The organism is Microbulbifer mangrovi (assembly GCF_002009015.1).
Lineage (GTDB): Bacteria > Pseudomonadota > Gammaproteobacteria > Pseudomonadales > Cellvibrionaceae > Microbulbifer > Microbulbifer mangrovi.
On the sequence record NZ_LZDE01000305.1, the window covers coordinates 1 to 22,903 of the forward strand.

The following is a 22,903-nucleotide window of genomic DNA, read 5'->3' on the forward strand; positions in this document are numbered from 1 at the left end:
AGCCCCCAGGGATGGGTTCACGGTGTGTCTCGCGAAAGTGTTCCCGGTAGTGGCACCGCCACTGAGCTAGTTTCAGAGTTTCCTAAACGAGCTCTAAACATACTTGGTGGTTAGCATCAGGTTACTGTCCAGACAGGGCCGCAAACGTATTGCACTTGTTGACGTCGCCGCTGGTGAAACCCTGCTTGAACCAGTAGGCGCGCTGTTCGGCGCTGCCGTGGGTGAAAGCATCCGGGGATACGGCGCGGCCGGCGCGGCGTTGCAGGTGGTCGTCGCCCACTGCCGCGGCTGCGCGCAGCCCCTCCTCAATATCGCCGGGCTCTAGCATATTGCGGTCGCGGTGCGCGTAAAAAGCCCACACGCCCGCAAAGCAGTCCGCCTGTAATTCCAGCATCACCGAGAGTCTGTTCGCCGTCACCTTGTCGGCGCGCATCCGCGCCTGCTGCACTTTCTCCGATGTTCCCATCAGGTTCTGCACATGGTGCCCGACCTCGTGGGCAATCACATAGGCAAATGCAAAATCGCCAGGAGCGCCGAGTTTTTTCAGCTCGTTCATAAAGCTCAGGTCCAGATATACCTTCTGGTCCCCAGGGCAGTAGAAGGGGCCCACCGCCGCTGAACTCAGGCCACAGGCCGAGCGCACCGCATCGGTATAGAGCACCAGCTTCGGTGTCAGATACTGGGAGCCTGCCTGCTGGAAAAGTTTTCCCCAGGTATCCTCTGTATCCGCCAGTACCACCGACACAAACTGCGCCACCTCGTCATCCGGCGCCACGCCCGGGGCCGTCTGGGAGTCCGGTCCAAGACTGGGCGATTCGGTGCTTTGCATACCACTGAACAGGTTGCCACCAAAGTAGTAAAGCGCCCCAAGGGCCAGCAGAATCAGCCAGCCTTTTTTACTGCGCAATAGCAGGGGAGCCAGGGCCAGCAGATTGCCAAGTCCCCCCATGCCGCCACCGCCGCCGGGAGATCTTTCTCCACGACGATCTTCTACATTCGAACTTCTGCGACCCTGACGCCAGCGCATGGGAGTACCTCTCGATTCGCATCCGCGTATTGCTTTGAGCATAGAACAGCTGGCGCAATTTTTTGTTTTATGTGCGGGAGATTATCCTTGTGGCTGGAATACCAGTGGTATCTTTGTTTCCTCCCGCTGGTTGGCGTCCCGCGCCGCCCAGAATCGTCTAGAGCAGCAAGCGAGCCCAAATTTTGTCGTTGATCCCCCTGTTCCCGCTCAATATGGCCCTGTTTCCCGGGGTGACGCTGCCGCTGCGAATCTTCGAGCAGCGCTACCTGCGGCTGGTCACCGAATCCCTGAAGACCGACACCGGTTTCGGCGTCGCATTGATCCGCAATGGCCGCGAGGTGGGGCCGGCGGAAGTGTGGCCGCTGGGGCTCTATGTGCGCATTGTCGACTGGAGTCAGGGAGAAGAAGGGCTGCTGCATATCGATGTGGCCGGAGAGTCCCGTTTCCGGGTACTGGAAACCTTTGCCGAGGAGGACGGGTTGCTGATGGCCGATGTGGAATGGCTGCCGGACGAGGAGTCTCACCCTGTACCGGAAAGCTGTGACGGCCTGCTGGCAGTACTGAACGAATTGAAGCAGCACGCGGCAACCCTGGCGCTCAAATTCGCGCCGGTGGAAAGTGCCGAGGCGCTGTCCTGGCAGCTGGCGCAGCTGTTACCGCTGGATGATGCCGCGCGGGTAGAGTTGCTGGCCAGTCACGACCCGCTGGAACGGCTGGCCAGTATTGCCGCGAACCTCGATCGCTGGGCAAAGCAATAACAATAAATCGCGTTGTGGAGAGTTATGGATAACTTTGTGTTGCTCGGAGTGCTGTTGATCATCACCGTGGTGGTCGGCGCCTTCATGGGGATATTTGCGTTTGCCGAAGTCAAAAGCCTGCGTGGTGAGGTGCGTCGCCTGCGTGCGACGTTGGAAGAACTGCGCAACACGCCGCCTGCTAACGCCATGCGGGAGCCTGCCAGCAAGGCGGCTGCAGCCGACGTTCCCGATGTGCCTGCCCCACCCGTCTTCAATTCTACTGGCGTGCCTGATACGGCACCTGGTTCAGAAAGCCAGACCGCACAGCCATCCTCTCCCCCGTTAGCCGCCAAGTACGCTTCTACTCACGTGCAGCGGGCCCGCGCCGCGCACTCACCGAAGCCTCGAGCCCGGGGTGTCAGCCCGGAAGTGGCCGCGGCGCGGGCACAGTTGTGGAACCGCATTCAGCAAAACTGGATGGTGTGGCTGGGCGGCACCTGTGTCGCCCTGTCGGGAATCTTTCTCGCCCGCTACGGGATCGAGCAGGGATTGCTGGGGCCGCGGGTACGTGTGGCCATGGGGCTGATTACCGCCGCTGTCTTGTACATTGCTTCCGAAGTACTGCGGCGCCGGACCGGTGGCAGCCACCCGGTATTCGCCGCCCTTGCCGGGGGTGGTGCCATTACCGCGTTTGCGGCGGTGTTGTCCGCGCTGCACCTCTACCATTTTATGGAACCCGGACTGGCATTTGGACTGCTCGCGGTGGTGGCGATGATCACCATGTGGCTGGCCCGGCTGCACGGGCCGGTACTGGCGGCGATCGGTATGCTCGGCGCTTATTCGGTGCCGGTACTGGTATCCACCGGCGGTGGCAATGTTCTGGGGGCCATGATCTATGCCCTGATTATCTCGGTGTCGGTACTGTTCCTGCTCCGCTATGTGTTCCGTAGCTGGCTGTGGCTGGGGATGCTGGCTGGGGCCCTGGGCTGGTGGCTGATTTCCCTGTTTGGACACCAGGCTGACGGCTGGCGGGGGGTTTACCTGGCGGTGTTGGCCTACGCGCTGCTCGCGGTGGTGCCCGGGAACTGGTTGCTGTGGAAAAACGCGGAGGAGACCGGGGAGAAGCCCGCGGGCAAAGTCTCTGACCTGATCCTGCCCAGTCTGCTGGTCCTGGCCGCCGCCCAGTGTCTGTCGATCTTGCGCGAGGGGTTTCAGCCGGAGGCGATCTGGGCGTGGAGTCCACTGGCATTGGTGGTGCTGGTTGCCGCCCGCCAGCGCGCCAGCCTTGCGCTGGTGCCCTGGGCACTGATGCTCGGACAATTGTTCGCCTGGCTGGGGGCGCAGCTTGATCAGTGGGGTGGATCACCCGTTGCCCTGTCGGCGCTACCCGCGGAACAGCAGGGCGGCTTTCTGATCTACTTGCTGGCGACCGTGGCACTGTTCGGCGGTTTTGCGTTGCTCAACTATCGCCGGGGACTGGCACGATACTGGTGGGCGTCGTTGTCGGTGATGGCACCGCTGCTGTCCCTGCTGCTCGGCTATGTACTCGCCGGTGATTATCTGCCGGTGTACTGGTGGTGTCTTTATACAGCGGTGTTTGGTGCTGCATTCATGTATCTGGGGAGTCGCGGTGCCCTGCATCAGTGGCATAAGGGGATGGTGGTGTGGCTGTTTATTGCCGCGCACTTTGCCTACAGCCTCGCCGTCTGCCTGTGGCTGGAGCAGGCGAGCCTGACACTGGCGCTGGCACTGCAGGCGGTGTCCCTGGCCTGGGTGATCCGGCGCTTCGATATCCCGACGCTCGGCTGGCTGCTGAAAGCGGTGTTGTTGCTGGTGGTTGTCCGCCTCACGCTGAATCCCTGGCTACTTACCTACAGCGATGATACCCACTGGTCCCTGTGGACCTACGGTGGCTCCGCCCTGTGTGCGTGGTTGGCCACGTTTGTCCTGAGGGATAGCCAGAGGCCCCTCGCGGCCTGGGCGGAGGCCGCGGCGCTGCATCTGCTGGTGCTCGCACTGTGGGCCGAGTGCCGCTACTGGCTGTATGGCGGTAATGCATTCGCCGCGGAATTCAGCTTTACCGAGGCGGTAGTCAATATGTGGCTGTTTACCGGGTTGGGGCTGGTCTATTACCGCAAGTCCCTGGTGGCAGATGGCTTCGCGCGCTGGTACGACGGTTACGGGCGCCTGCTGGTATTGGCCGGGTTGGTCAACTACCTGGCGATCCTGTTCTCTGTGGCTACCAGTGAGCCGTGGGCGTGGCACGCCATCGGCGAGCGGCCGCTGTGGAATATGCTGCTGCCGGCCTTCGCCGGCGCGGCGCTGCTCGCCCTGCTTGTCAGCCGGTTCTATCTGTCGGGCGTGCGCCGTCTCGCGACCCTAGTGGCGGCGGTGGCCGGATTTGTGTGGGTATCGCTGGAAGTGCGGCATCTGTGGCAGGGCACTATCCGCTTGGATGTAGCGACACCTACCGGGGAGCTCTACACCTACTCCGCGGTGTGGCTGTTGCTGGCTGTGGCGGGAATCCTGTTCGGCAGCTGGCGCGGATGGCGCAGCTGCTACCAGGGCGGAATGGCGGTGTTGGCGCTAGTGATCGTGAAGCTGTTCCTGGTGGATATGTCGGGGCTTGAAGGCCTGTTGCGCGTGGCGTCGTTTATGGGAATGGGGCTGGCGTTGCTGGGAATCGCCTATCTTCATCAGAAACTGGGGGGGAAACACGGGGTTGTCAGGGAATAACCAGTACTGTCGGCTTTTCCCGGCCCGGTTGCGGTATACTGCGCGGCCATTTTGAGGGGGTGCCCCGGATTTTGCGTGAAATGCATGGAGGATTGCAGTGAATAGTGTCAGTGCCACCGAGGTCGAACAGGACTCTACCGAAGCAAAAATGCAGGCCATGGGCCGCGCCGCGCGCGCTGCTGCCCGCCTGATGGCGCGAGCGGATACCGGCACTAAAAACGACGCTCTCAAGGCCATTGCCGCCGAGCTGGACGCCCAGCGACCGCAGCTGGCGGCGGCCAACGCAATCGATATGCAGAACGGCCGGGGCAATGGTCTCGATGCCGCACTACTGGACCGCCTGGAGCTGACCGAAGCACGTATCGACGGCATGATCGAGGGCCTGAACCAGATTGCAGAACTGCCGGATCCGGTGGGTGAGATCTCGGACCTCAAGTACCGGCCGAGTGGCATCCAGGTGGGCAAAATGCGTGTGCCCCTGGGCGTGGTGGGGATCATTTACGAGTCCCGTCCCAATGTGACCATCGATGCCGCCAGCCTGTGCCTGAAATCTGGCAACGCCACCATTCTGCGCGGTGGCAGTGAAGCGCTGCACTCCAACGGTGCCATTGCTGCTTGTATTGCTGCGGGTCTGAACAAGGTGGGGCTGCCGGAAACAGCCGTGCAGGTGGTGGGTACCACCGACCGTGCTGCGGTGGGTGCGCTGATCTCCATGCCGGAATATGTGGACGTGATTGTGCCCCGCGGTGGCAAGGGGTTGATCGAGCGCATCAGCCGTGAGGCGCGGGTACCGGTGATCAAGCATCTGGACGGTATCTGCCATGTTTACCTGGACGACCGCGCAGATCCGGAAAAGGCATTCAATATCGCACTCAATGCGAAAACCCACCGCTACGGTGTGTGCAATGCGATGGAAACCCTGCTGGTGGCAGATGCCGTGGCAGCGGAGTTCCTGCCCCGACTGGCGGACGCCTATGCTGAGAAGGGGGTAGAGCTGCGCGGTTGCGACAGAACCCGCGAGATCCTGCCCGCTGCGCTGCCGGCGACTGACGAGGACTGGGCCACCGAGTACCTGGCGCCGGTACTGGCGATTCGCGTGGTCGCGGATATGGATGCGGCCATGGATCACATTGCCCGCTACAGCTCCGGGCACACCGAGTCCATCGTCACCGAAGATTACACCCGCGCGCGCCGCTTTATGGCCGAGGTGGACTCCAGCTCGGTAATGGTCAATGCCTCCACCCGCTTTGCTGACGGGTTCGAGTACGGTCTGGGTGCGGAAATCGGCATCAGCACCGACAAGATCCATGCCCGCGGCCCGGTAGGGCTCGAGGGCCTGACCTCGCAGAAGTGGATTGTGTTCGGGGACGGACACATTCGCGGATGAAAACCATCGCCCTGTTTGGCGGTACCTTTAACCCGGTGCATTTTGGCCACCTGCGCATGGCGTTGGAGCTGAAAGAAGTACTGGGTTTTGAGGAAATGCGCCTGCTGCCGTCGCATCAGCCGGTGCACCGGGCTGCTCCCGGAGTTACTGCCGAAGCCAGGCGTGACATGCTGGAGCTTGCGCTGGCAGATTGCTCGCAATTGCAACTCGACCAGCGTGAACTGCTGCGTGCCGGGCCCACCTACACCGTGGATACCCTCGAAGAGCTCCGCGCGGAGCTGGGCGAGGCCGTTTCCATCAGCTTTTGCATGGGGCTGGATTCCCTGCTGGGGCTGCCCGGTTGGCACCGTTGGGAGCGTTTGATTGAACTGGCGCATCTGGTGGTGGTTACCCGCCCCGGCTGGCAGATTCCCGCGGAGGGGCCGGTGGCTGAGCTGCTGGCGAACCATCGCGGCAATATGGGTGACCTGCAACAACGGGCCGCCGGTCGCATACTGGTAAGAGAACAGACACTGCTGCCGATATCCGCTACGGATATCCGCAGCCTGATCGAAAGTGGCCGTTCGCCGCAGTATTTACTGCCGCAGCGGGTGCTGGAATATATTCAAACTCATCAGCTCTACAAGAGCGGAAACTAATAGGAGCCAAGGCTCCAGATACAGGTGTTATGACTGATATCAAATCAATTGCGGTAAACGCACTGGAAGACCTCAAGGGTAAAGACATCGTTTCACTGGATGTGTCGGAACTCAGCGACGTGATGGATACCCTGATTATCTGCACGGGTACTTCCAGCCGTCAGGTGAAATCTCTGGCCGAAAATGTGGTGGATGACGGTAAAAAGGCCGGAATCCGTCCCATCGGTGTCGAAGGAACGGAGCAGGGCGAGTGGGTGCTGGTGGACTACGGCGATGTCGTGGTACACGTGATGCAGGCCGAGACCCGCGGTTTCTACGATCTCGAAAAACTCTGGTCGATGACCCCCAATACCCGCGATAACGCCGACGGCAGCGATCCCCACGAGAGCTGAGGGCGAACTGTGCTTAGGCTTCGGCTTGTGATGTCCCGTCCATGAAGATCCGAATTATCGCCGCAGGCGGAAAGATGCCCGCGTGGGTGCAGGAAGGCTACAACGAGTACGCCAAGCGCCTGCCGCGGGAGCTGACGCTGGAGATGGTCGAGGTGCCCCTGGGCAATCGCGGGCAGAAGAATTCCGCGGCACTGGTGGAAAAGGCGCGTCAGAAAGAGGGCGAGGCGATGCTCGCCGCCATCAACCCGCGGGAACACGTGGTTGCACTGGAGGTGAAAGGCAAGTCCTGGAGCACCGAGCAGCTGTCGCGGGAACTGGCGAGCTGGCAGATGTCTGGCGACAACGTCTGCCTGCTGATCGGCGGTCCCGATGGCCTGTCCCCGGATTGCGTGGCGCGGGCCAACCAGAAATGGTCCCTGTCGGCACTAACCCTGCCGCATCCGCTGGTGCGGGTCTTGCTGGCGGAGCAGATGTACCGGGCATGGACGCTGTTGGCGGGGCATCCGTACCATAAATAGTACCGGGCCACCCGGGGCTGCCTCCTGCCGAGGCATCGATCATCTGCCATCCCGACTGAACTTGCCCGCCAATTCCCTGTCTGAGGGAGTTGGCGTTCAATTCTTTTTTGAGTGCGGCCAGCCTCCTGTTCCGCGGGCCCGGGTGCTGCGCGGGTATCGAAAGCTCCGCAGGGGCGGCAAACTTGTGTACACTTCGTGGTCATTTTCGCGCCACCGAATAATCCGTTTCGACCACCATGTCTGAAAACCTGCGTTTCAAAGACCATCACTCCGAACAGCGGCTGTTTCGCAACCGTATGCTGGTGGCGATCTGTGGCGTCGTGGTTCTGCTGGGCGTACTGGTGGCGCGCTTCTACAACCTGCAGGTGGTCAATTTCGAGGACTATCGCACCCAGTCCGACCAGAATCGGATCCAGGTGCGCCCGGTGCCCCCCACCCGTGGTTTGATCTATGACCGCAATGGCGAGATGTTGGCGGACAACCGTCCCAGTTACACCCTTTCCATCGTGCGCGAGCGGGTCAAGGACCTTGATGCCACCATTGAGCTGCTCGCGCATCTGGTGGAGCTGGACGATAGCGATGTAGAGAAATTCCAGCGCCGCCTGCAGCGTCGCCGCCCGTTTGAGCCTGTCCCCCTGCGCTACCGCCTGAGCGAGGATGAAATTGCCCGTATCAGCGTCAATGAATTCCATCTGCCGGGGGTATCCGTGGAGGCGGAACTGGTCCGCTACTACCCGCAGAGCAAGTTATTTGCCCACAGTGTCGGGTATGTGGGGCGGATCAACGACCGCGAGCTATCCAGTTTCACCGAGGAAGATGTGCGCCGTTACCGGGGCACCCAGAGTATCGGCAAGGTGGGGCTGGAGCGCTCCTATGAAGATTTGCTGCTCGGCGAAGTCGGTTACGAAAATGTGGAGACCAATGCCCGCGGCCGCGTACTGAGGGTGCTTGAGCGCCACGATCCCAAGCCGGGGGCCGAGTTGACCCTGCATCTGGACACCCGCTTGCAACAGGTGGCGACCGAAGCGCTGGGCGACAACCGTGGTGCAGTGGTGGCCATCGATGTCAAAACCGGTGGGGTGCTCGCGTTTGTCAGTCAGCCTTCGTTTGATCCGAACCTGTTCGTTACCGGCATCAGCTTCAAGGACTACAGTGCCCTGCGGGATTCCCTGGATGTGCCGTTGTTTAACCGCGTAGTGCAGGGGCAATATCCACCGGGATCGACCCTGAAGCCGATGATGGGGCTCGGTGGTCTCGCCGCGGGCATCATCACCGCCGAAACCGAGGTGGCAGACCCCGGTTACTACAAGCTCCCCAACGACAAGCGGATTTATCGCGACTGGAAGCGCTGGGGGCACGGTAAGCATGTGGATTTGATCCAGGGGCTCGCCCAGAGTTGTGACGTTTACTTCTGGGATATGGCCGCGCGTTGGGATATCGATGGTATGCACGATATCGCCACCCGTTTTGGGCTGGGGGAAAAGACCGGCATTGATCTGCCGCGGGAGTACCCGGGACTGTTTCCCTCGCGCGCCTGGAAACGCGGCGCTCGCGGTGTGCCCTGGTTCCCCGGTGACAGCCTGAACGCGGTACTGGGACAGGGCTTTGTGTTGGCGACACCGCTGCAACTTGCGGTGATGACCGCCACCATCGCCAATCGCGGCACCCATTACCGTCCGCAGATGGTGATGGCCGTCGACGGCGTGGAGCAGCCACCGGAGATTCTGCACCACGTAGATGCGCGCCCGGAACACTGGGATCAGGTGTTTGAAGGTATGGAGGCGGTGGTTTACAGCCTGCATGGCACCGGCAAAAGAGCCGGCGCCGGGCTGGATTTCAAGGTGGCGGGTAAATCCGGTACCGCTCAGGTGGTGGGAATCGCCCAGGGGGAAAGATACGACTCTGAGGCGCTCAAGGAGCGGCACCGGGACCACGCCCTGTTTATTGCTTTTGCCCCGGTAGACGACCCGCAGATTGCAGTGTCGGTGCTGGTGGAGAATGGTGAGGGCGGTGGCCTTGTGGCCGCCCCGGTGGCGCGTGAGGTCTTTGCCGACTGGATGTCGCGGCCGCTGGAAGATACCGCGAGCCTGCAAAATTGGCGTCCACCACTGATGTTTACCGAGGAGGCGCATATCCGTGGCTAGTCGCGACTATATGCACCGCTTGCCGGATGCCGGCAGCAGCCTGCGACGCCCGGAGAGTTTCTCCCGTCGCTGGCACATCGACCTGCCCCTGCTGTTGCTGTTGATGGTACTCGCCGGTGTCGGCCTGGTGGTGCTGTACAGCGCATCCGGAGAAGAGATCCACTACGTCAAGCGGCAGGCGGTATTCATGGGGCTCGCGTTTGTGGGCATGGTGATTGCCGCGCAGATCCCGCTGGAATTTTATCGACGCTGGTCGCCCTGGTTTTATCTTGCCGGCTGTTGCCTGTTGGTGGCGGTGTTGTTTATCGGTGTGGGGGCAAAAGGCGCCCAACGCTGGTTGCAGATTGGCGGGTTTCGTTTCCAGCCCTCGGAAGCGTTAAAGCTCGCGGTACCCATTGCGGTGGCTGCCTATCTGCACAAGCGCAGCCTGCCGCCTTCGTTCCTCACAGTGCTGGGGACCCTGGTGATCATCGGGATTCCGGCGGCGCTGATTGTGCGACAGCCGGATCTCGGCACCTCTATCCTGATCGCGGCATCGGGCATTTTTGCGCTCTACCTGTCTGGTTTGAGTTGGAAAATGATTGGCAGTGCCGCGGTCATGGGCGCAATGGCCGCGTGGCCCATGTGGATGTGGGGGCTGCGGGAATACCAGAAGCAGCGCATCCTGACCCTGTTCAACCCGGATGCGGATCGCCTCGGCGCCGGCTGGAATATCTTCCAGTCGAAAGCCGCCATCGGCTCCGGTGGCTGGGCTGGCAAGGGCTATATGCAGGGCACCCAGTCGCAGTTGGATTTCCTGCCGGAAAGCCACACGGATTTCATTATCGCGGTACTGGCCGAAGAGTGGGGTATGCGCGGTGCTCTTATCCTGCTGGCCCTGTACCTGTTGATCATTGCCCGGGGCATCTATATTAGTTTTATGGCCCAGCATGTTTTCGGACGTCTGTTGGCGGGCAGTATCACGCTGACTTTCTTCGTATATGTGTTTGTGAATATCGGTATGGTGACAGGTCTGTTGCCGGTGGTGGGGGTGCCCTTGCCGCTGGTGAGTCACGGTGGCACCTCGGTGATAACCCTGATGGCCGGTTTCGGCATTCTGATGGCGATCAGTACGGAAAGACGCAGAGTACTTTTTTAGTGGCTTGAAACTTGGTGGCTCAATGTGAGCCCGTTCAGCCCAACTTCACTTTTTCCCGTGTATCGTGCCACTTTTTGGCGCGTTTGCAGTCACAGCAGCAGATTGATTTTAATAATTGAAAAAGTAGTTGGAAGTACTCTATGAACACAGGAGCGGTTGTTTTGAAGTGGACCACAGGATTGTTGGCGGGTTTGGGGCTGGTTCTCAGTGCCTGCGCGCAAGAGCAGGGACACGGGGAAAATGCCCAGGCTCAGGCCTTTGTGGATTACATGGTGGCCGAGCACAACTTCAACCGCGATGAACTGCAGCTGCTGATGAAAGACGCCAAGCGCAAGGATTCGATCCTCAAGGCGATCAAGCGTCCGGCGGAGAAAGCCAAGCCCTGGCACGAGTACCGCAAAATTTTCATCACCAACACCCGCATTGCCGGAGGCGTGGAATTCTGGGACAAGAATGCCGATGCGCTGAAGGCCGCGGAAGAGAAATACGGTGTTCCCCCGGAAATGATCGTCGCGATCATCGGCGTGGAAACCCGCTACGGCGGCAATATGGGCAGCTACCGGGTACTGGATGCGCTCTCCACGCTGGCATTCAACTATCCCCGACGTTCCAAGTTCTTCACCAAGGAGCTGGAGAACTACCTGCTGCTTACCCGCGACGAAAAAATCGACCCGACCACATTGAAAGGCTCCTACGCCGGCGCCATGGGCTTTGGCCAGTTCATGCCCTCGAGCTACCGGCACTACGCGGTGGACTTTAACGGCGACGGCCGCGTGGACATCTGGACCGACACCGAAGATGCCATCGGCAGTGTGGCCAATTATTTTGTCGAGCACGGCTGGAAGGCCGGTGAGCCTATCACCGTCATCACCCAGCCGCTGCCCAATGCGGACATGACCATTGTTAACGACGACCTGAAGCCCAAGTGGACCGTGGGCGAACTCGAAGCCAAGGGCTTCCCTACTACCGCCAAGGTCACCAAGGATATGCCCGCCAACGTATTTTCCCTGGATGCGGAAAACGGGGAGCAGTTCTGGATTGGTTTGAACAATTTCTACACCATTACCCGCTACAACCACAGTCGTATGTACGCCATGGCGGTATACGAACTGGGACAAGAAATTATCAAGGCGCGTGGTGGCCGTTCCTGAAGCTTCGGGCGCGGCAAATGAATAAATAGATTTCCTGTGCCGGACGCGAGCAGTGAGTCCGGCCTTTTTACGCATAGCAATTACGATAAATCGCGGTAGCGGGCGCTGTTTGACCTGCTCCGGGGGGAAGGCATGAAAATCAGAAAAATTGCGGCTAAAGCCGCGGGCTTTGCCCGTTTCGGAACCGGTTTGGCGCTGGTGTTGCTCGGTGCCTGCAGCACTGTACCTTTGCAGGATGCGGGCAAAGCCAAGGTGGAACCGGAAGATGTGCCCTTCGATCAGGTCCGCGACAGCGGTCCGGATGTACCCGTCGATATGCTGGCCACGCCGGAAGTTACCCCGGTGCGGGAACCAATCGGGGTTGCCGGCAACAAATCCCCCTATGTGGTAAATGGCGTCAAGTACCGTGTGCTGAAGGGAGTGAAGGGCTATAACGAGCGCGGACACGCCTCCTGGTACGGTACCAAATTTCACGGGCGTAAAACGGCCAACGGAGAGGTCTACAATATGTACGCCCTTTCTGCGGCGCACAAAACACTGCCTTTGCCCAGCTACGCCAAAGTCACCAACCTGGACAACGGCCGCAGTATTATTGTTCGCGTCAACGATCGCGGTCCCTTTGTACCGGGGCGGATTATTGATCTCAGCTATACCGCGGCACAGAAACTGGGATATATCGACAAGGGTGTGGCGCGGGTAGAAGTGGTTGCCCTGGATCCCGAATCCCTGCCCAGCGCCACTGAAAGCCTGGCCGTGGAAAAGGACGCCGCAGCACGCAAGGGCCTGCCGCAAGACGCCAGTTTCAAGCTGCCGGAAAATACATTTTTGCAGGTCGGTGCCTACAGCTCTGCCTCCCAGGCTGAAGAGATTCGTGGCCAACTGGCCGCTGCATTCGGCTATCCTGTATCCGTCAGCCCGATAAACCGTGACGGAAAAATGCTTTACCGGGTGCGTATCGGACCCATTGCCCAGCAGCGGGCACTGGCCGCATTGCGGGAATCTGTAGAGCAGGAAAATCTCGGCCAACCCCAGGTGGTGGTTGACTGATTGGCTGCTCGGCAGCGCATTCCCCGGCCGGCGCCGGGTTTTTGACACTTTTCGAACGCAAGGAATAAAGAGATACCCATGTTCAAACGCTTATTTGCCTGTCTGCTCCTGATAGTCAGCACCAGTGTGGCCCAGGCCGATAAACCGCTGATACCTGCGCCGCCACAGCTCGCAGCTAGCGCCTATTTACTGATTGACGCCCATACCGGCCAGGTACTGGTTGAGCACGACGCGGACAAGCAGATTCCGCCCGCCAGCCTGACCAAGATGATGACCAGCTACATCGTTTCCGAAGAGCTGGACAAGGGCGCCATCAAAGAGCAGGACATGGTGAATATTTCGGAGAAGGCCTGGCGCAAGGGCGGCTCCAAGATGTTCGTTAAGGTCGGCGACAAGGTGCCGGTGATCGACCTGCTGCGTGGCGTTATCGTGCAGTCCGGTAACGATGCCAGTATCGCCCTGGCAGAGTATGTTTCCGGTAGTGAAGAAGTCTTTGCCGAAGTCATGAACCAGCAGGCGCAACTGCTGGGCATGGAAGATACCCATTTCGTCAACGCTACTGGCTGGCCGGCGGAAGGGCATGTGACTACCGCCCGCGATCTGGGTAAGCTGGCCCGTGCACTGATCCAGGACCATCCCAGCCACTATGCCCTGTACTCTGAAAAGTACTTCCGCTTCAACGGTATCAATCAGCCCAACCGCAACCGCCTGTTGTGGCGCGATCCGGCGGTAGACGGTATCAAGACCGGCCACACCGAAGAGGCGGGTTACTGTCTGGTGGCTTCCGCGGTAAAACGCGGCATGCGCCTGATCTCCGTTGTGGTGGGTACCGACAGCGATGAAAAACGCGCGGCGGAAACCCAGAAGCTGCTGGCCTACGGTTTCCGTTACTACCAGACCCACAAGGTATATGGCAGCAACGATGTGCTGCAGACCGAGCGCGTGTGGGCGGGTAAAACCGATTCCGTGGGTGTTGCTGTGCAGAACGATGTGTTTGTTACCATCCCCCGTGGCGGTGAGGAGAGCATCAAGGCTGACCTGATCATCGACGGTGAACTCAAGGCGCCGCTGGCCAAGGGGCAGCAGGTGGGTAAGGTTGTCGTGACCCTGGACGGCGAGACCGTTGCCGACGTGCCCGCGGTGGTGGCGGAAGATGTGGAAGAAGCCGGCTTCTTCAAGCGTATCTGGGATGCCATCAAACGCTTTGTCATGGGCTTTTTCGAGTAATCCGAGCCGAAAATACCCCGATTAGTCCGGTGGCGTGGTCCACCGGGCTATGATTCTCTCTCTCCAAAGCAGTTTCTTCTGCAATCTTTCCTCCCTGTCCACTCTCCTGCCGGCACTGTATAATCGCCGCCCGGCCGCAATTCCCGCTGGGATTTGTCCCCGCGCCCCCATTATCTGACCTGCGGCCCTGTGAGTGTGGTATGACCCAGGATTCAGAGCAGCAGCCTCCAAAAATTGAGTTTCCCTGTGAAGACTACATGGTCAAAGTGGTGCGAGACACCGATGACCAGGTACACGAATTCGTCATGGAAGTGATGCGCCGCCATGCGCCGGATTTGGATGAAGAGCGCTTGAAACACAAGCCGAGCCGTAACGGCAAATTCACCTCGGTGACCTTCTTTATTCTCGCCACCGGCGAGCCCCAGCTGAAGGCGCTGTTTGAAGAGCTCAAGGCCCATCCGGGCGTGTATATGGTGCTGTGATGGCCGCCCCAGAACCGGTCATCTATAACCTTGGCCGGCGCGACTACGAAACCGTATGGCGCGCCATGGCCCATTACACCGATAACCGCGGCAACGACGCCGGGGATCAGATCTGGTGTGTTGAACATCCCCCCGTGTTTACCCAGGGCCAGGCCGGCAAGGCCGAGCATCTGCTCAATACCGGGGATATTCCCGTGGTGCAGGTGGATCGCGGTGGCCAGGTGACCTATCACGGCCCCGGCCAGCTAGTGGTCTACCCGCTGCTCGACCTGCGCCGCAGCAAGATCGGCGTGCGTGAGCTGGTCACGGCGCTGGAAGAGGCCACCGTCGCCATGTTGGCGGAGTTCGGAATCGCCGCCGCGCCGCGCCCCGATGCGCCCGGGGTCTATCTGACCGAAGGGCCGCGCGCCGGCAACAAGATTGCCTCTATTGGCCTGCGGGTGCGCCGGGGCTGTAGCTTCCACGGTATTGCCATCAATATCGATATGGATCTCGGGCCCTTCCTGCGTATCAACCCTTGTGGCTATGCTGGCATGCAGATGGTACAGATGGCGGAGATTATCCAGCCTACGCCCGAGTGGGAGGCCGTTGCAAAAAGCTTTGTCTCGGCCCTGCAGCGCAAGCTGCAATTGCCGGAGGCCACATGGCAGCCGGTAGACGACCAGTTATTTGATGACCAGCTAATTGACGAAAAGTAATTTGCGGTACCCGGCACAGCGCAGGGCACCGAACCAGGAACGAGTAATGTCTGAACGATTTGACGCCGACCAGTCCGAAATCAAAGCGACCACTGTCGAGCCGGGTGAGGCTGCCAAGCCAGAAATTACCCCGGTAAAACGCACCCGTCGCCTGCAGCAGGGCGAAAAACTGCGCGATGGCGAAAAGGTAGAGCGTATCCCGGTGAAGGTGATTGCCAGCGACCAGACCCTGCGCAAGCCGGACTGGATTCGGGTGAAGGTGCCGTCGGTTAAGGCGTCCAAGGAAGTGGAGCGGATCAAGAGCATTCTGCGTTCACAGAAGCTTGCTACCGTGTGTGAAGAAGCCAGCTGCCCAAACCTCGGGGAGTGCTTCAGCGGCGGCACCGCCACGTTCATGATCATGGGTGAGATCTGTACCCGTCGCTGCCCGTTCTGCGATGTTGGCCACGGCAAGCCGAACCCGCTGGACCCGGAAGAGCCGAAGCAACTGGCGGAAGCCATCGCCGCCATGAGCCTGCGCTACGTGGTGATCACTTCCGTTGACCGCGACGACCTGCGTGACGGCGGTGCCCAGCACTTTGCCGACTGTATCAAGCAGTCCCGCGAGCTGTCGCCGAACCTGCAGGTGGAAATCCTGACCCCGGATTTCCGCGGCCGCATGGACATTGCACTGGATATTCTCGAGGCGGAAGCCCCGGATGTGTTCAACCACAACCTGGAGACTGTGCCGCGTCTGTACCGGGAATCCCGTCCCGGCGCCAACTACAAGTGGTCGCTGAAACTGCTGCAGGAATACAAAAAGCGCCGCTCGGACGTACTCACCAAGTCCGGTCTGATGGTGGGGCTTGGTGAAACCAAGGAAGAAATTTTCGAAGTGCTGGACGATATGCGTGCCCACGACATCGACATGCTCACCATTGGCCAGTACCTGCAGCCGAGTAAGGAACACTTGCCGGTGCAGCGCTATGTGCACCCGGATGAATTTGAAGAGTACCGCCGCTACGCCGAGCAAATCGGTTTTACCCACGCGGCCTGCGGGCCGATGGTGCGCTCTTCTTACCACGCCGACAAGCAGGCGCACGGGGAAAAGGTCAGCTAATCACTGCCCCTGTTCTTCGGCTCGGTGCTCTGGTACCGGGCCATCTACTTTCCTTTCTATTCCTCCTTATCTTTCCTGTCCGTTTGTATAGCAACCTTTCCTGCGCTGGGCTCTGAGTAGCAGTGATTTTTGCGTTTGCAGCGCTCGTATTCCCCATGTGACGAGTGTGTCTCAAACTTTGCACCAGAATTCACATCTTCCTTCCTTTCCGTAATTCCAATGCCGCAATTTTAAAAATTTGGCTCCAAAGTCATCTTTTTGTGGGGTTGTTTTCAATTTCAGGCACGTTGCAACAACACCGGTGTCGCGCATGGCGATGCCCAAAATAATAATTTCTCTGGTATGCCTGATTGTCATGGATAAGCGGTTGGAATATTTCAGCGGTTTTCATCGCCAGTGTCGGACTTGCTTTCACCGATTGGTTGTATGCGTTGTGCTTTTTGCCCTGACATTTCCCGTGCTTGCACAGGAATTGGTGTTCAGTGCGAAGGTGATGGGCCCGGTATCGAATATTTATTCGTATTCTGCTGGCAGTTTCGAGGAGCGTAATTCCAAAAACTCGCTGAAAAAAATCACCGAAAATATTCGATGGCGGGATATCGATGCCGATATTTCCTCACAGGGTTTCGTGGTGTTTTCCTCTAACAGGGAGGCTGATGAAAGTATCGATATCTCCCGAAGCGACGAAGCGTTTGACCTCTATTTATACAGGGGTGATTCGACTTCGTTGAGATCGCTTACCGCAACGCCACAGGATGAAATGTCGCCGAAGTTCAGCCCGGACGGAACTCGCGTAGCGTTTATTCGCGAACGTAAAACGCTGGTGGTGCTGGCGTTGGGATCGGTTAATGAGCGGGTGCAGTTCGAGGCAGAGGAAATTCTGGATTTCGACTGGTCTCCTGATGGTAAATCCCTTGCCGTCGCTGCTCGCAATCAAAAGCGTGGGGAAATTCTGCTTCTGGAATGTACTCGTGACTGTCTGCAGCAGCGGGCATCCATCAGCGAACTGGCGAGCTTCCTGCGGCAGTCAGGTGTACAGGATCATTCCGTAGCCCAAGGTGGCTGTGCCGCCTGTGGCAGTGCGGTAACGCTGGCGTGGTCGCCCACTGGCGATCGATTGGCCTATGTGTTCCACCCGGATACACCTGCAGCCCGCAGTCTCTGGATAATGGAAATGACGGGAGATCCGGTATCGAGTCGCGCAACGGTTCCGTTGCAATTATCCGCGCAAACGCATCAGGTACAGGACGCACCCAGCTGGTCCCGGGATGGGCAATCCCTGCTGTATGCGGCACTGGTGGATTACCGGTTTCACTACGATGAATCCCGCCATCGCAAAGTTTATGAAGGCAGTATGCAGGTCTTTATAGCAGGTCTCGATGGTAAGCGCGCGGCGCTGACCGATAAGCAGGTGGCAGCGCATGCGCCAGTTTTTATGGATAGCGACCGCGTTGCATATCTGCAGGCGGAAGACCTGAGCGCGCGCGAATACGCTCTGGTAATCCGCAATCTGGCGGATGCAAGTGAGCAGCGGATCTTCGATGGTGTTGCCCGGGGTTCGGGGTTGGCGGTGCGTCCGTGAAAAATCAAAACGCATCTCTCGATCAATTGTCCGGGCGGATTGCTGCAATGGACTGGGTCACTCTCGTTTCTCTGGTGATTATCTGCGGCGCGACGGTGATATTGGCCAACGCATGGATATTTAGTGAGTCGCCTGAAAAATCTCTTTCCCTGGAAATAATCAATGCGCCTGATAAACAGAGTCTTTCTGCCTCAAATTATGGGGAAAACACCGCGGCGATGAAAAGTGGGCCATCGGAAAATAGCAACTATAGTCAAGCGCATGCAAACACCAAAGAGTACGTGGCCAAGGTCGTGGACCTGCTCGGTATTTCCATCCAATTACGCGAACTGCGGGAAGCGGGCGAGCAAACCGGAGAGGGCGCCATTCGCAATGTTGAGTTCTTTATCCGCGATGGCATTGTCCCGCGCAGATTGTTTTCTGACGGGGGCCAGGTAATTACCCATTACTGGCCGCTTTATCACAACAACGTGGGATACGGGGCCACAACGGTAAGAGTGCTTTTCCAGTACGTGGCGGGCGACAGCAACGGTGACGGAAGACTGGATGGCGAGGACCGTCAGAGTCTCGCCATGAGTCTTCCGGATGGCAGTCACTTCCGTGTTCTTGAACGCGATGCCGGAGAGGTTGTGGATATGACCTACCTCTCTGATCTCAACGAATTGCAGGTGCAGTTCATTACACAGGGAAGTGAGGAACGACGGATTTATTCGTTGGCTGCCAACTAAAAATAATGATTCACACAGGATGGAATTAATGGTGCAGCAGTGCGGGCAGGCGGTGCCCGCTGCACAGGAGTGAGGTAGGGCAGGAAGCCGGGTGCGAACCGGGCCCGTGTTGAGCCGTCACTGTTTCCCAGTAGCGGCCCGTATTCGCGCCAGACAAAAAACCGAAATACTCGATAGCGATTGGAGAGAAGAGATGGAAGTAAAAACAATACAAAGGCGGGCCATGTATAAGGCCTTCGCCAAAGCTGGTCTGGTGATGTGGCTGGGGACATCTTCCGCTGCACTGCTGGCAGCAGAAGCGGAAATGAAGATCGTCAATGATTGGGGCGGCGGTTTCCAGGGGGAGATCGTCGTTGTCAATGATGGCAGTGAGCCGCTCACCGACTGGTCCGTGTCTTTTAATATGGATGTGGATATCAATAACCTGTGGAACGGGGTAATTGAGTCCCAGAGCGCCAGCCAGTATGTGGTGGCTGCTGCAGATTACAACGGCACCATTGCGCCGGGCGCGCAAGTGAGTGTCGGATTTATTGCGTATCCCGGTGGTCTGGCGCCGGCGGAAGTGACGGTGATAGGTGACGATGGAGGATCTTCCTCCGGTGGCGGTTCATCCAGTTCTTCGAGCTCATCAAGTTCGTCCAGTTCTTCGAGTTCATCAAGCTCCTCCAGCTCTTCTAGTGGCGGCTCGTCGAGTTCATCCAGTTCCTCAAGCGGCGGTTCCTCAAGTTCTTCCAGTTCTTCGGGAAGCAGTTCCTCGAGCTCGTCTGGCGGTAGCTCTTCCGGTTCCGGCCGATTCCGAGTGGATGATTCCGGCAATATCACCAAGAACGGTGAGGTCATTCCGATGAATTGCGGTTCCTGGTTCGGCCTCGAAGGACGCCACGAACCTTCCAACGACCAGACCAATCCCAGCGGCGCCCCGATGGAGCTCTATGTGGGCAATACCTTCTGGGCCAATGGCAACTCCGGTACCGGCCGCACTATTCAGCAGACCATGAGCGAAATCACCGCGATGGGCGTGAACGTGGTGCGCTTCCCGGTTGCACCGCAGACTCTGGATCCGAATGATCCACAGGGCAGCGGCAGCGTGTTGAAAAACCATGAGTCGGTGCTGGTGCCCAACGCGCGCCAGGCGATGGAGGAATTCATTATCGCCGCGGACCAGAACGGTATCGAAGTGATGCTGGATATCCACTCCTGCTCCAACTATGTGGGCTGGCGTGCGGGCCGCCTGGATGCGCGTCCGCCGTATGTGGATCGCGATCGCGACATGTATGACTTCCCGCGCGAAGATAGTTCCTGTGCAGCCACCGGCAACCCGGATTCCGTTACCCGGGTACAGGAATACAACCGTGATATCTGGCTCGATAACCTGCGCGAGCTGGCCGGTCTGGAAGCCGAGCTGGGTGTGGATAACATTATCGGTATCGATATCTACAACGAGCCCTGGGACTACACCTGGGACGAGTGGAAAAGCCTGACCGAAGATGCCTTCGCCGCGATCAATGAAGTCAACCCGAACACCCTGTTGTTCGTGCAGGGGATCTCCGCCACCGCGGGTAACCAGGACGGAAGCCCGGAAACCATCACTCAGGTGCCCCACGGCGATGAGCTGACCAATCCAAACTGGGGGGAAAACCTGTTCGAAGCCGGCAACAACCCACCGGATATCCCCAAAGACCGCCTGGTATGGTCTCCGCACACTTACGGTCCCTCGGTATTCGTACAGAAAGGCTTTATGGACGTGGCATCGCAGCCGGAGTGCGAAGGGCTTGAAGGCGATGTCGCGGGTGACGCCGGCTGTAATATCGTGATTGACCCGGAGTTTCTGCGTCAGGGCTGGGACGAGCACTTCGGCTACCTGCGCGAAATGGGCTACGCGGTTGTAGTCGGCGAGTTCGGCGGCAACATGGACTGGCCGGCCAAAGCCACTCTGCGCGATCAGGCCCGCTGGGATCATATCCAGCCCGGTGTTGTGGATATCCAGTGGCAGGAAGCCTTTGTGGATTACATGGTCGAGAAAAATATCCAGGGTTGCTACTGGTCCATCAACCCGGAATCCGGCGATACCGGCGGCTGGTACGGTCACGCCTACGACCCGCAGAGCAATACCGCGGGCTGGGGGGAATGGCTCGACTTCGACCAGCGCAAGACCAACTTGCTGAACCGCTTGTGGACAAATTCGTCCGAATAACCTGGCGGACTAAAAAGCCGGTGCCGCGATGGCACCGGCTTTTTTCCCATCACAAACATTTGATAACAAAACAATCATTGGATAGCGATCATGAAACAGATACCGAAAAGGTTGCTGTTAGTGTGCACCTGTGCGCTCGCATTAATGCTGAGTGCGGTTCAGGCGTTCGCAGCGCAGGCAACCATGCAAATAACCAACGACTGGGGTGCCGGTTTCCAGGGGGAAATCACGGTGGTCAACGATGGCAGTACCCCGCTGACCAACTGGACGCTCAGCTTCGATATGCCGGTGGAGATTGGCAATATCTGGAACGGCGTCGTCACCTCCCAGGATGGCGCCAGCTATGTGGTCGCCTCCGCGGGCTATAACGACACCATTCCCGCTGGCGGCCAGGTGAGTGTGGGCTTTATCGCGTTCCCCGGAGGTCTCGCGCCAGTAGCGGTGACCGTGGACGGGGACGGCGGTGGCAGTGGTTCCTCTGGCGGCAGCTCGTCCAGTAGTTCGAGCAGTTCTTCCAGCAGCTCGTCCAGTAGCAGTTCTTCGAGCAGTTCATCGAGCTCCTCTTCCAGCTCCTCTTCCAGTTCTTCCTCTAGCTCTTCCTCTTCGAGCTCTTCATCCAGCGGCAGCTCCAGCAGCTCCGGTTCCTCCAGCGGCAGTACGTCCAGCTCTTCCAGCAGCTCTGGTAGCAGCAGTGGTTCCGGTGTGCGTCACGACAACCCCTTTGCCGCCTCGGGCAAGTGGTATGTGAACCCGGACTGGGCCGCGAACGCGTTGAACGAGCCGGGTGGTGCTGCCATTGCCGATGTCAGCTCTGCGGTGTGGATGGATCGCATCGGCGCGCTTACCGACGGTCTCGGCCTGAGGGGGCACCTGGACGAAGCTCTGGCCCAGGGGGCCGACTTGTTTATGGTGGTGGTGTACAACCTGCCCAACCGCGATTGCGCGGCACTCGCCTCCAACGGTGAACTACTGATTGCGGAAAACGGCTTCGCGCGCTATCAAACGGAATATATCGATCCACTGGTGGCGATCCTCGCAGACCCCGCCTACGCGGATCTGAATATCGTCACCATCATCGAGGTGGATTCCCTGCCGAACCTGATTACCAATATCAGCCTGCCGGATTGCCAGGAGGCCAATGGTCCCGGCGGTTATCGCGATGGTATTCGCTATGCCCTGAACCAGCTTTCACAACTGGACAATGTCTATTCCTATGTGGATATCGCCCACTCCGGTTGGCTCGGCTGGAGCAGCAACTTCGGTCCGGCGGTGAACCTGATCGGTGATGTGGTGGAGTCCACCGATGCGGGCTGGGGCAGCATTGCCGGTTTCGTTACCAACTCCGCCAACTACACCCCGGTGGAGGAACCCTACCTGCCGGATCCCACCCTGAATGTGGGCGGCCAGCCGGTACGCTCGGCAGATTTCTACGAGTGGAACGATTACCTGGAAGAGCTCACCTTCGCCCAGGACTGGCGCGATGCGATGATCGCCCGCGGCGCACCACAGACACTCGGTATGCTGATCGATACCGGTCGCAACGGCTGGGGTGGCCCCGACAGACCCACGGGTCCGTCGACCAGTACCGATCTCAACACCTTCGTGAACGAGTCCCGCATTGATCGCCGGGTACATCGCGGCAACTGGTGTAACCAGGCCGGCGGTGTCGGCTTCCGTCCGCAGGCAGCACCGGCTCCCGGTATCGACGCCTACGTGTGGGTGAAACCGCAGGGGGAATCCGACGGTGTGAGTGACCCCAACTTCACCCCGGATCCCAACGACCCGGCCAAACAGCACGATCCGATGTGTGACCCGAACGCCCAGAATCGTTACGACAACTCTGTTGGTACCGGTGCCCTGGACAATGCGCCGCACGCGGGCCGCTGGTTCCCTGAAGCCTTCCAGGTACTGGTAGAAAACGCCTACCCACCCCTGGAAGAGTGATGACACTCTAACCCGGCTGCCGCGATTTGGCGGC

General features: G+C 59.1%; 19 protein-coding genes. 18 read left to right on the forward strand and 1 reads right to left on the reverse strand.

Annotation, left to right across the window (positions count from 1 at the left end):
- Positions 1-121: 121 nt before the first annotated feature.
- Entirely contained in the window at positions 122-1,027 is a 906-nt protein-coding gene (ypfJ, locus tag B4U49_RS09405; RefSeq protein WP_078084342.1) for a KPN_02809 family neutral zinc metallopeptidase, read from the reverse strand.
- 182 nt (positions 1,028-1,209) lie between these two features.
- Here ypfJ and B4U49_RS09410 point away from each other — a divergent pair, with 182 nt between their 5' ends.
- The 18 genes from B4U49_RS09410 to B4U49_RS09495 all read left to right on the forward strand — a co-directional run bounded on the left by B4U49_RS09410 (position 1,210) and on the right by B4U49_RS09495 (position 22,869).
- A complete protein-coding gene (locus B4U49_RS09410) occupies positions 1,210-1,785 on the forward strand; it encodes an LON peptidase substrate-binding domain-containing protein (protein WP_078084343.1) in 576 nt (191 codons plus the stop codon).
- Between the two features lie 24 nt (positions 1,786-1,809).
- Entirely contained in the window at positions 1,810-4,500 is a 2,691-nt protein-coding gene (locus B4U49_RS09415) for a DUF2339 domain-containing protein (protein WP_078084344.1), read from the forward strand.
- 97 nt (positions 4,501-4,597) lie between these two features.
- A complete protein-coding gene (locus B4U49_RS09420) occupies positions 4,598-5,887 on the forward strand; it encodes a glutamate-5-semialdehyde dehydrogenase (RefSeq protein WP_078084345.1) in 1,290 nt (429 codons plus the stop codon).
- Positions 5,884-6,525: a nicotinate-nucleotide adenylyltransferase gene (nadD, locus tag B4U49_RS09425; protein ID WP_078084346.1), complete on the forward strand. Its 642-nt coding sequence runs from the start codon at positions 5,884-5,886 to the stop codon at positions 6,523-6,525. Before B4U49_RS09420 ends, nadD begins: the two co-directional genes overlap by 4 nt.
- Positions 6,526-6,554: 29 nt before the next feature.
- A complete protein-coding gene (gene rsfS, locus B4U49_RS09430; RefSeq protein WP_078084347.1) occupies positions 6,555-6,917 on the forward strand; it encodes a ribosome silencing factor in 363 nt (120 codons plus the stop codon).
- Between the two features lie 41 nt (positions 6,918-6,958).
- The gene (gene rlmH, locus B4U49_RS09435) at positions 6,959-7,435 is read left to right on the forward strand and encodes a 23S rRNA (pseudouridine(1915)-N(3))-methyltransferase RlmH (protein WP_078084348.1); all 477 of its coding nucleotides are present in this window, start codon (positions 6,959-6,961) and stop codon (positions 7,433-7,435) included.
- A gap of 236 nt (positions 7,436-7,671) precedes the next feature.
- Positions 7,672-9,579, forward strand: coding sequence for a penicillin-binding protein 2 (gene mrdA / locus B4U49_RS09440; protein ID WP_078084349.1), 1,908 nt, complete (start codon positions 7,672-7,674; stop codon positions 9,577-9,579).
- Positions 9,572-10,717 carry a rod shape-determining protein RodA gene (rodA, locus tag B4U49_RS09445; protein ID WP_239692544.1) on the forward strand — a complete coding sequence of 382 codons (1,146 nt, stop codon included), beginning with the start codon at positions 9,572-9,574 and terminating at the stop codon, positions 10,715-10,717. Before mrdA ends, rodA begins: the two co-directional genes overlap by 8 nt.
- Before the next feature lie 161 nt (positions 10,718-10,878).
- Positions 10,879-11,868 carry a lytic murein transglycosylase B gene (gene mltB, locus B4U49_RS09450; protein WP_143735605.1) on the forward strand — a complete coding sequence of 330 codons (990 nt, stop codon included), beginning with the start codon at positions 10,879-10,881 and terminating at the stop codon, positions 11,866-11,868.
- Between the two features lie 132 nt (positions 11,869-12,000).
- Entirely contained in the window at positions 12,001-12,915 is a 915-nt protein-coding gene (locus tag B4U49_RS19465; protein ID WP_078084352.1) for a septal ring lytic transglycosylase RlpA family protein, read from the forward strand.
- A 78-nt stretch (positions 12,916-12,993) separates the two neighbouring features.
- Positions 12,994-14,142, forward strand: coding sequence for a D-alanyl-D-alanine carboxypeptidase family protein (locus B4U49_RS09460; RefSeq protein ID WP_078084353.1), 1,149 nt, complete (start codon positions 12,994-12,996; stop codon positions 14,140-14,142).
- A gap of 200 nt (positions 14,143-14,342) precedes the next feature.
- Positions 14,343-14,624 (forward strand): HP0495 family protein, encoded by a 282-nt coding sequence (locus tag B4U49_RS09465; protein WP_078084354.1) that lies wholly within the window; start codon positions 14,343-14,345, stop codon positions 14,622-14,624.
- On the forward strand, positions 14,624-15,322 hold the full coding sequence (gene lipB / locus B4U49_RS09470; RefSeq protein ID WP_078084355.1) for a lipoyl(octanoyl) transferase LipB: 699 nt from the start codon (positions 14,624-14,626) through the stop codon (positions 15,320-15,322). Before B4U49_RS09465 ends, lipB begins: the two co-directional genes overlap by 1 nt.
- Before the next feature lie 46 nt (positions 15,323-15,368).
- Entirely contained in the window at positions 15,369-16,421 is a 1,053-nt protein-coding gene (lipA, locus tag B4U49_RS09475) for a lipoyl synthase (RefSeq protein ID WP_239692545.1), read from the forward strand.
- A gap of 475 nt (positions 16,422-16,896) precedes the next feature.
- Positions 16,897-18,003, forward strand: a complete 1,107-nt coding sequence (locus B4U49_RS09480; protein ID WP_158078590.1) for a TolB family protein — start codon at positions 16,897-16,899, stop codon at positions 18,001-18,003.
- The gene (locus B4U49_RS09485) at positions 18,000-18,731 is read left to right on the forward strand and encodes a hypothetical protein (RefSeq protein ID WP_078084357.1); all 732 of its coding nucleotides are present in this window, start codon (positions 18,000-18,002) and stop codon (positions 18,729-18,731) included. The genes B4U49_RS09480 and B4U49_RS09485 overlap by 4 nt, the downstream gene beginning before the upstream one ends.
- Positions 18,732-18,924: 193 nt before the next feature.
- Positions 18,925-20,925, forward strand: coding sequence for a cellulase family glycosylhydrolase (locus B4U49_RS09490; protein WP_078084358.1), 2,001 nt, complete (start codon positions 18,925-18,927; stop codon positions 20,923-20,925).
- 90 nt (positions 20,926-21,015) lie between these two features.
- Positions 21,016-22,869, forward strand: a complete 1,854-nt coding sequence (locus B4U49_RS09495; protein WP_078084359.1) for a glycoside hydrolase family 6 protein — start codon at positions 21,016-21,018, stop codon at positions 22,867-22,869.
- Positions 22,870-22,903 lie beyond the last annotated feature (34 nt).

Coding starts and splice junctions, on each gene's coding strand:
- ypfJ (WP_078084342.1), bottom strand. CDS start 1,027: ATGCGCTGGCGTCAGGGTCGCAGAAGTTCGAATGTAGAAGATCGTCGT.
- B4U49_RS09415 (WP_078084344.1), top strand. CDS start 1,810: ATGGATAACTTTGTGTTGCTCGGAGTGCTGTTGATCATCACCGTGGTG.
- nadD (WP_078084346.1), top strand. CDS start 5,884: ATGAAAACCATCGCCCTGTTTGGCGGTACCTTTAACCCGGTGCATTTT.
- rsfS (WP_078084347.1), top strand. CDS start 6,555: ATGACTGATATCAAATCAATTGCGGTAAACGCACTGGAAGACCTCAAG.
- rlmH (WP_078084348.1), top strand. CDS start 6,959: ATGAAGATCCGAATTATCGCCGCAGGCGGAAAGATGCCCGCGTGGGTG.
- mrdA (WP_078084349.1), top strand. CDS start 7,672: ATGTCTGAAAACCTGCGTTTCAAAGACCATCACTCCGAACAGCGGCTG.
- B4U49_RS19465 (WP_078084352.1), top strand. CDS start 12,001: ATGAAAATCAGAAAAATTGCGGCTAAAGCCGCGGGCTTTGCCCGTTTC.
- B4U49_RS09460 (WP_078084353.1), top strand. CDS start 12,994: ATGTTCAAACGCTTATTTGCCTGTCTGCTCCTGATAGTCAGCACCAGT.
- B4U49_RS09465 (WP_078084354.1), top strand. CDS start 14,343: ATGACCCAGGATTCAGAGCAGCAGCCTCCAAAAATTGAGTTTCCCTGT.
- lipB (WP_078084355.1), top strand. CDS start 14,624: ATGGCCGCCCCAGAACCGGTCATCTATAACCTTGGCCGGCGCGACTAC.
- lipA (WP_239692545.1), top strand. CDS start 15,369: ATGTCTGAACGATTTGACGCCGACCAGTCCGAAATCAAAGCGACCACT.
- B4U49_RS09490 (WP_078084358.1), top strand. CDS start 18,925: ATGGAAGTAAAAACAATACAAAGGCGGGCCATGTATAAGGCCTTCGCC.
- B4U49_RS09495 (WP_078084359.1), top strand. CDS start 21,016: ATGAAACAGATACCGAAAAGGTTGCTGTTAGTGTGCACCTGTGCGCTC.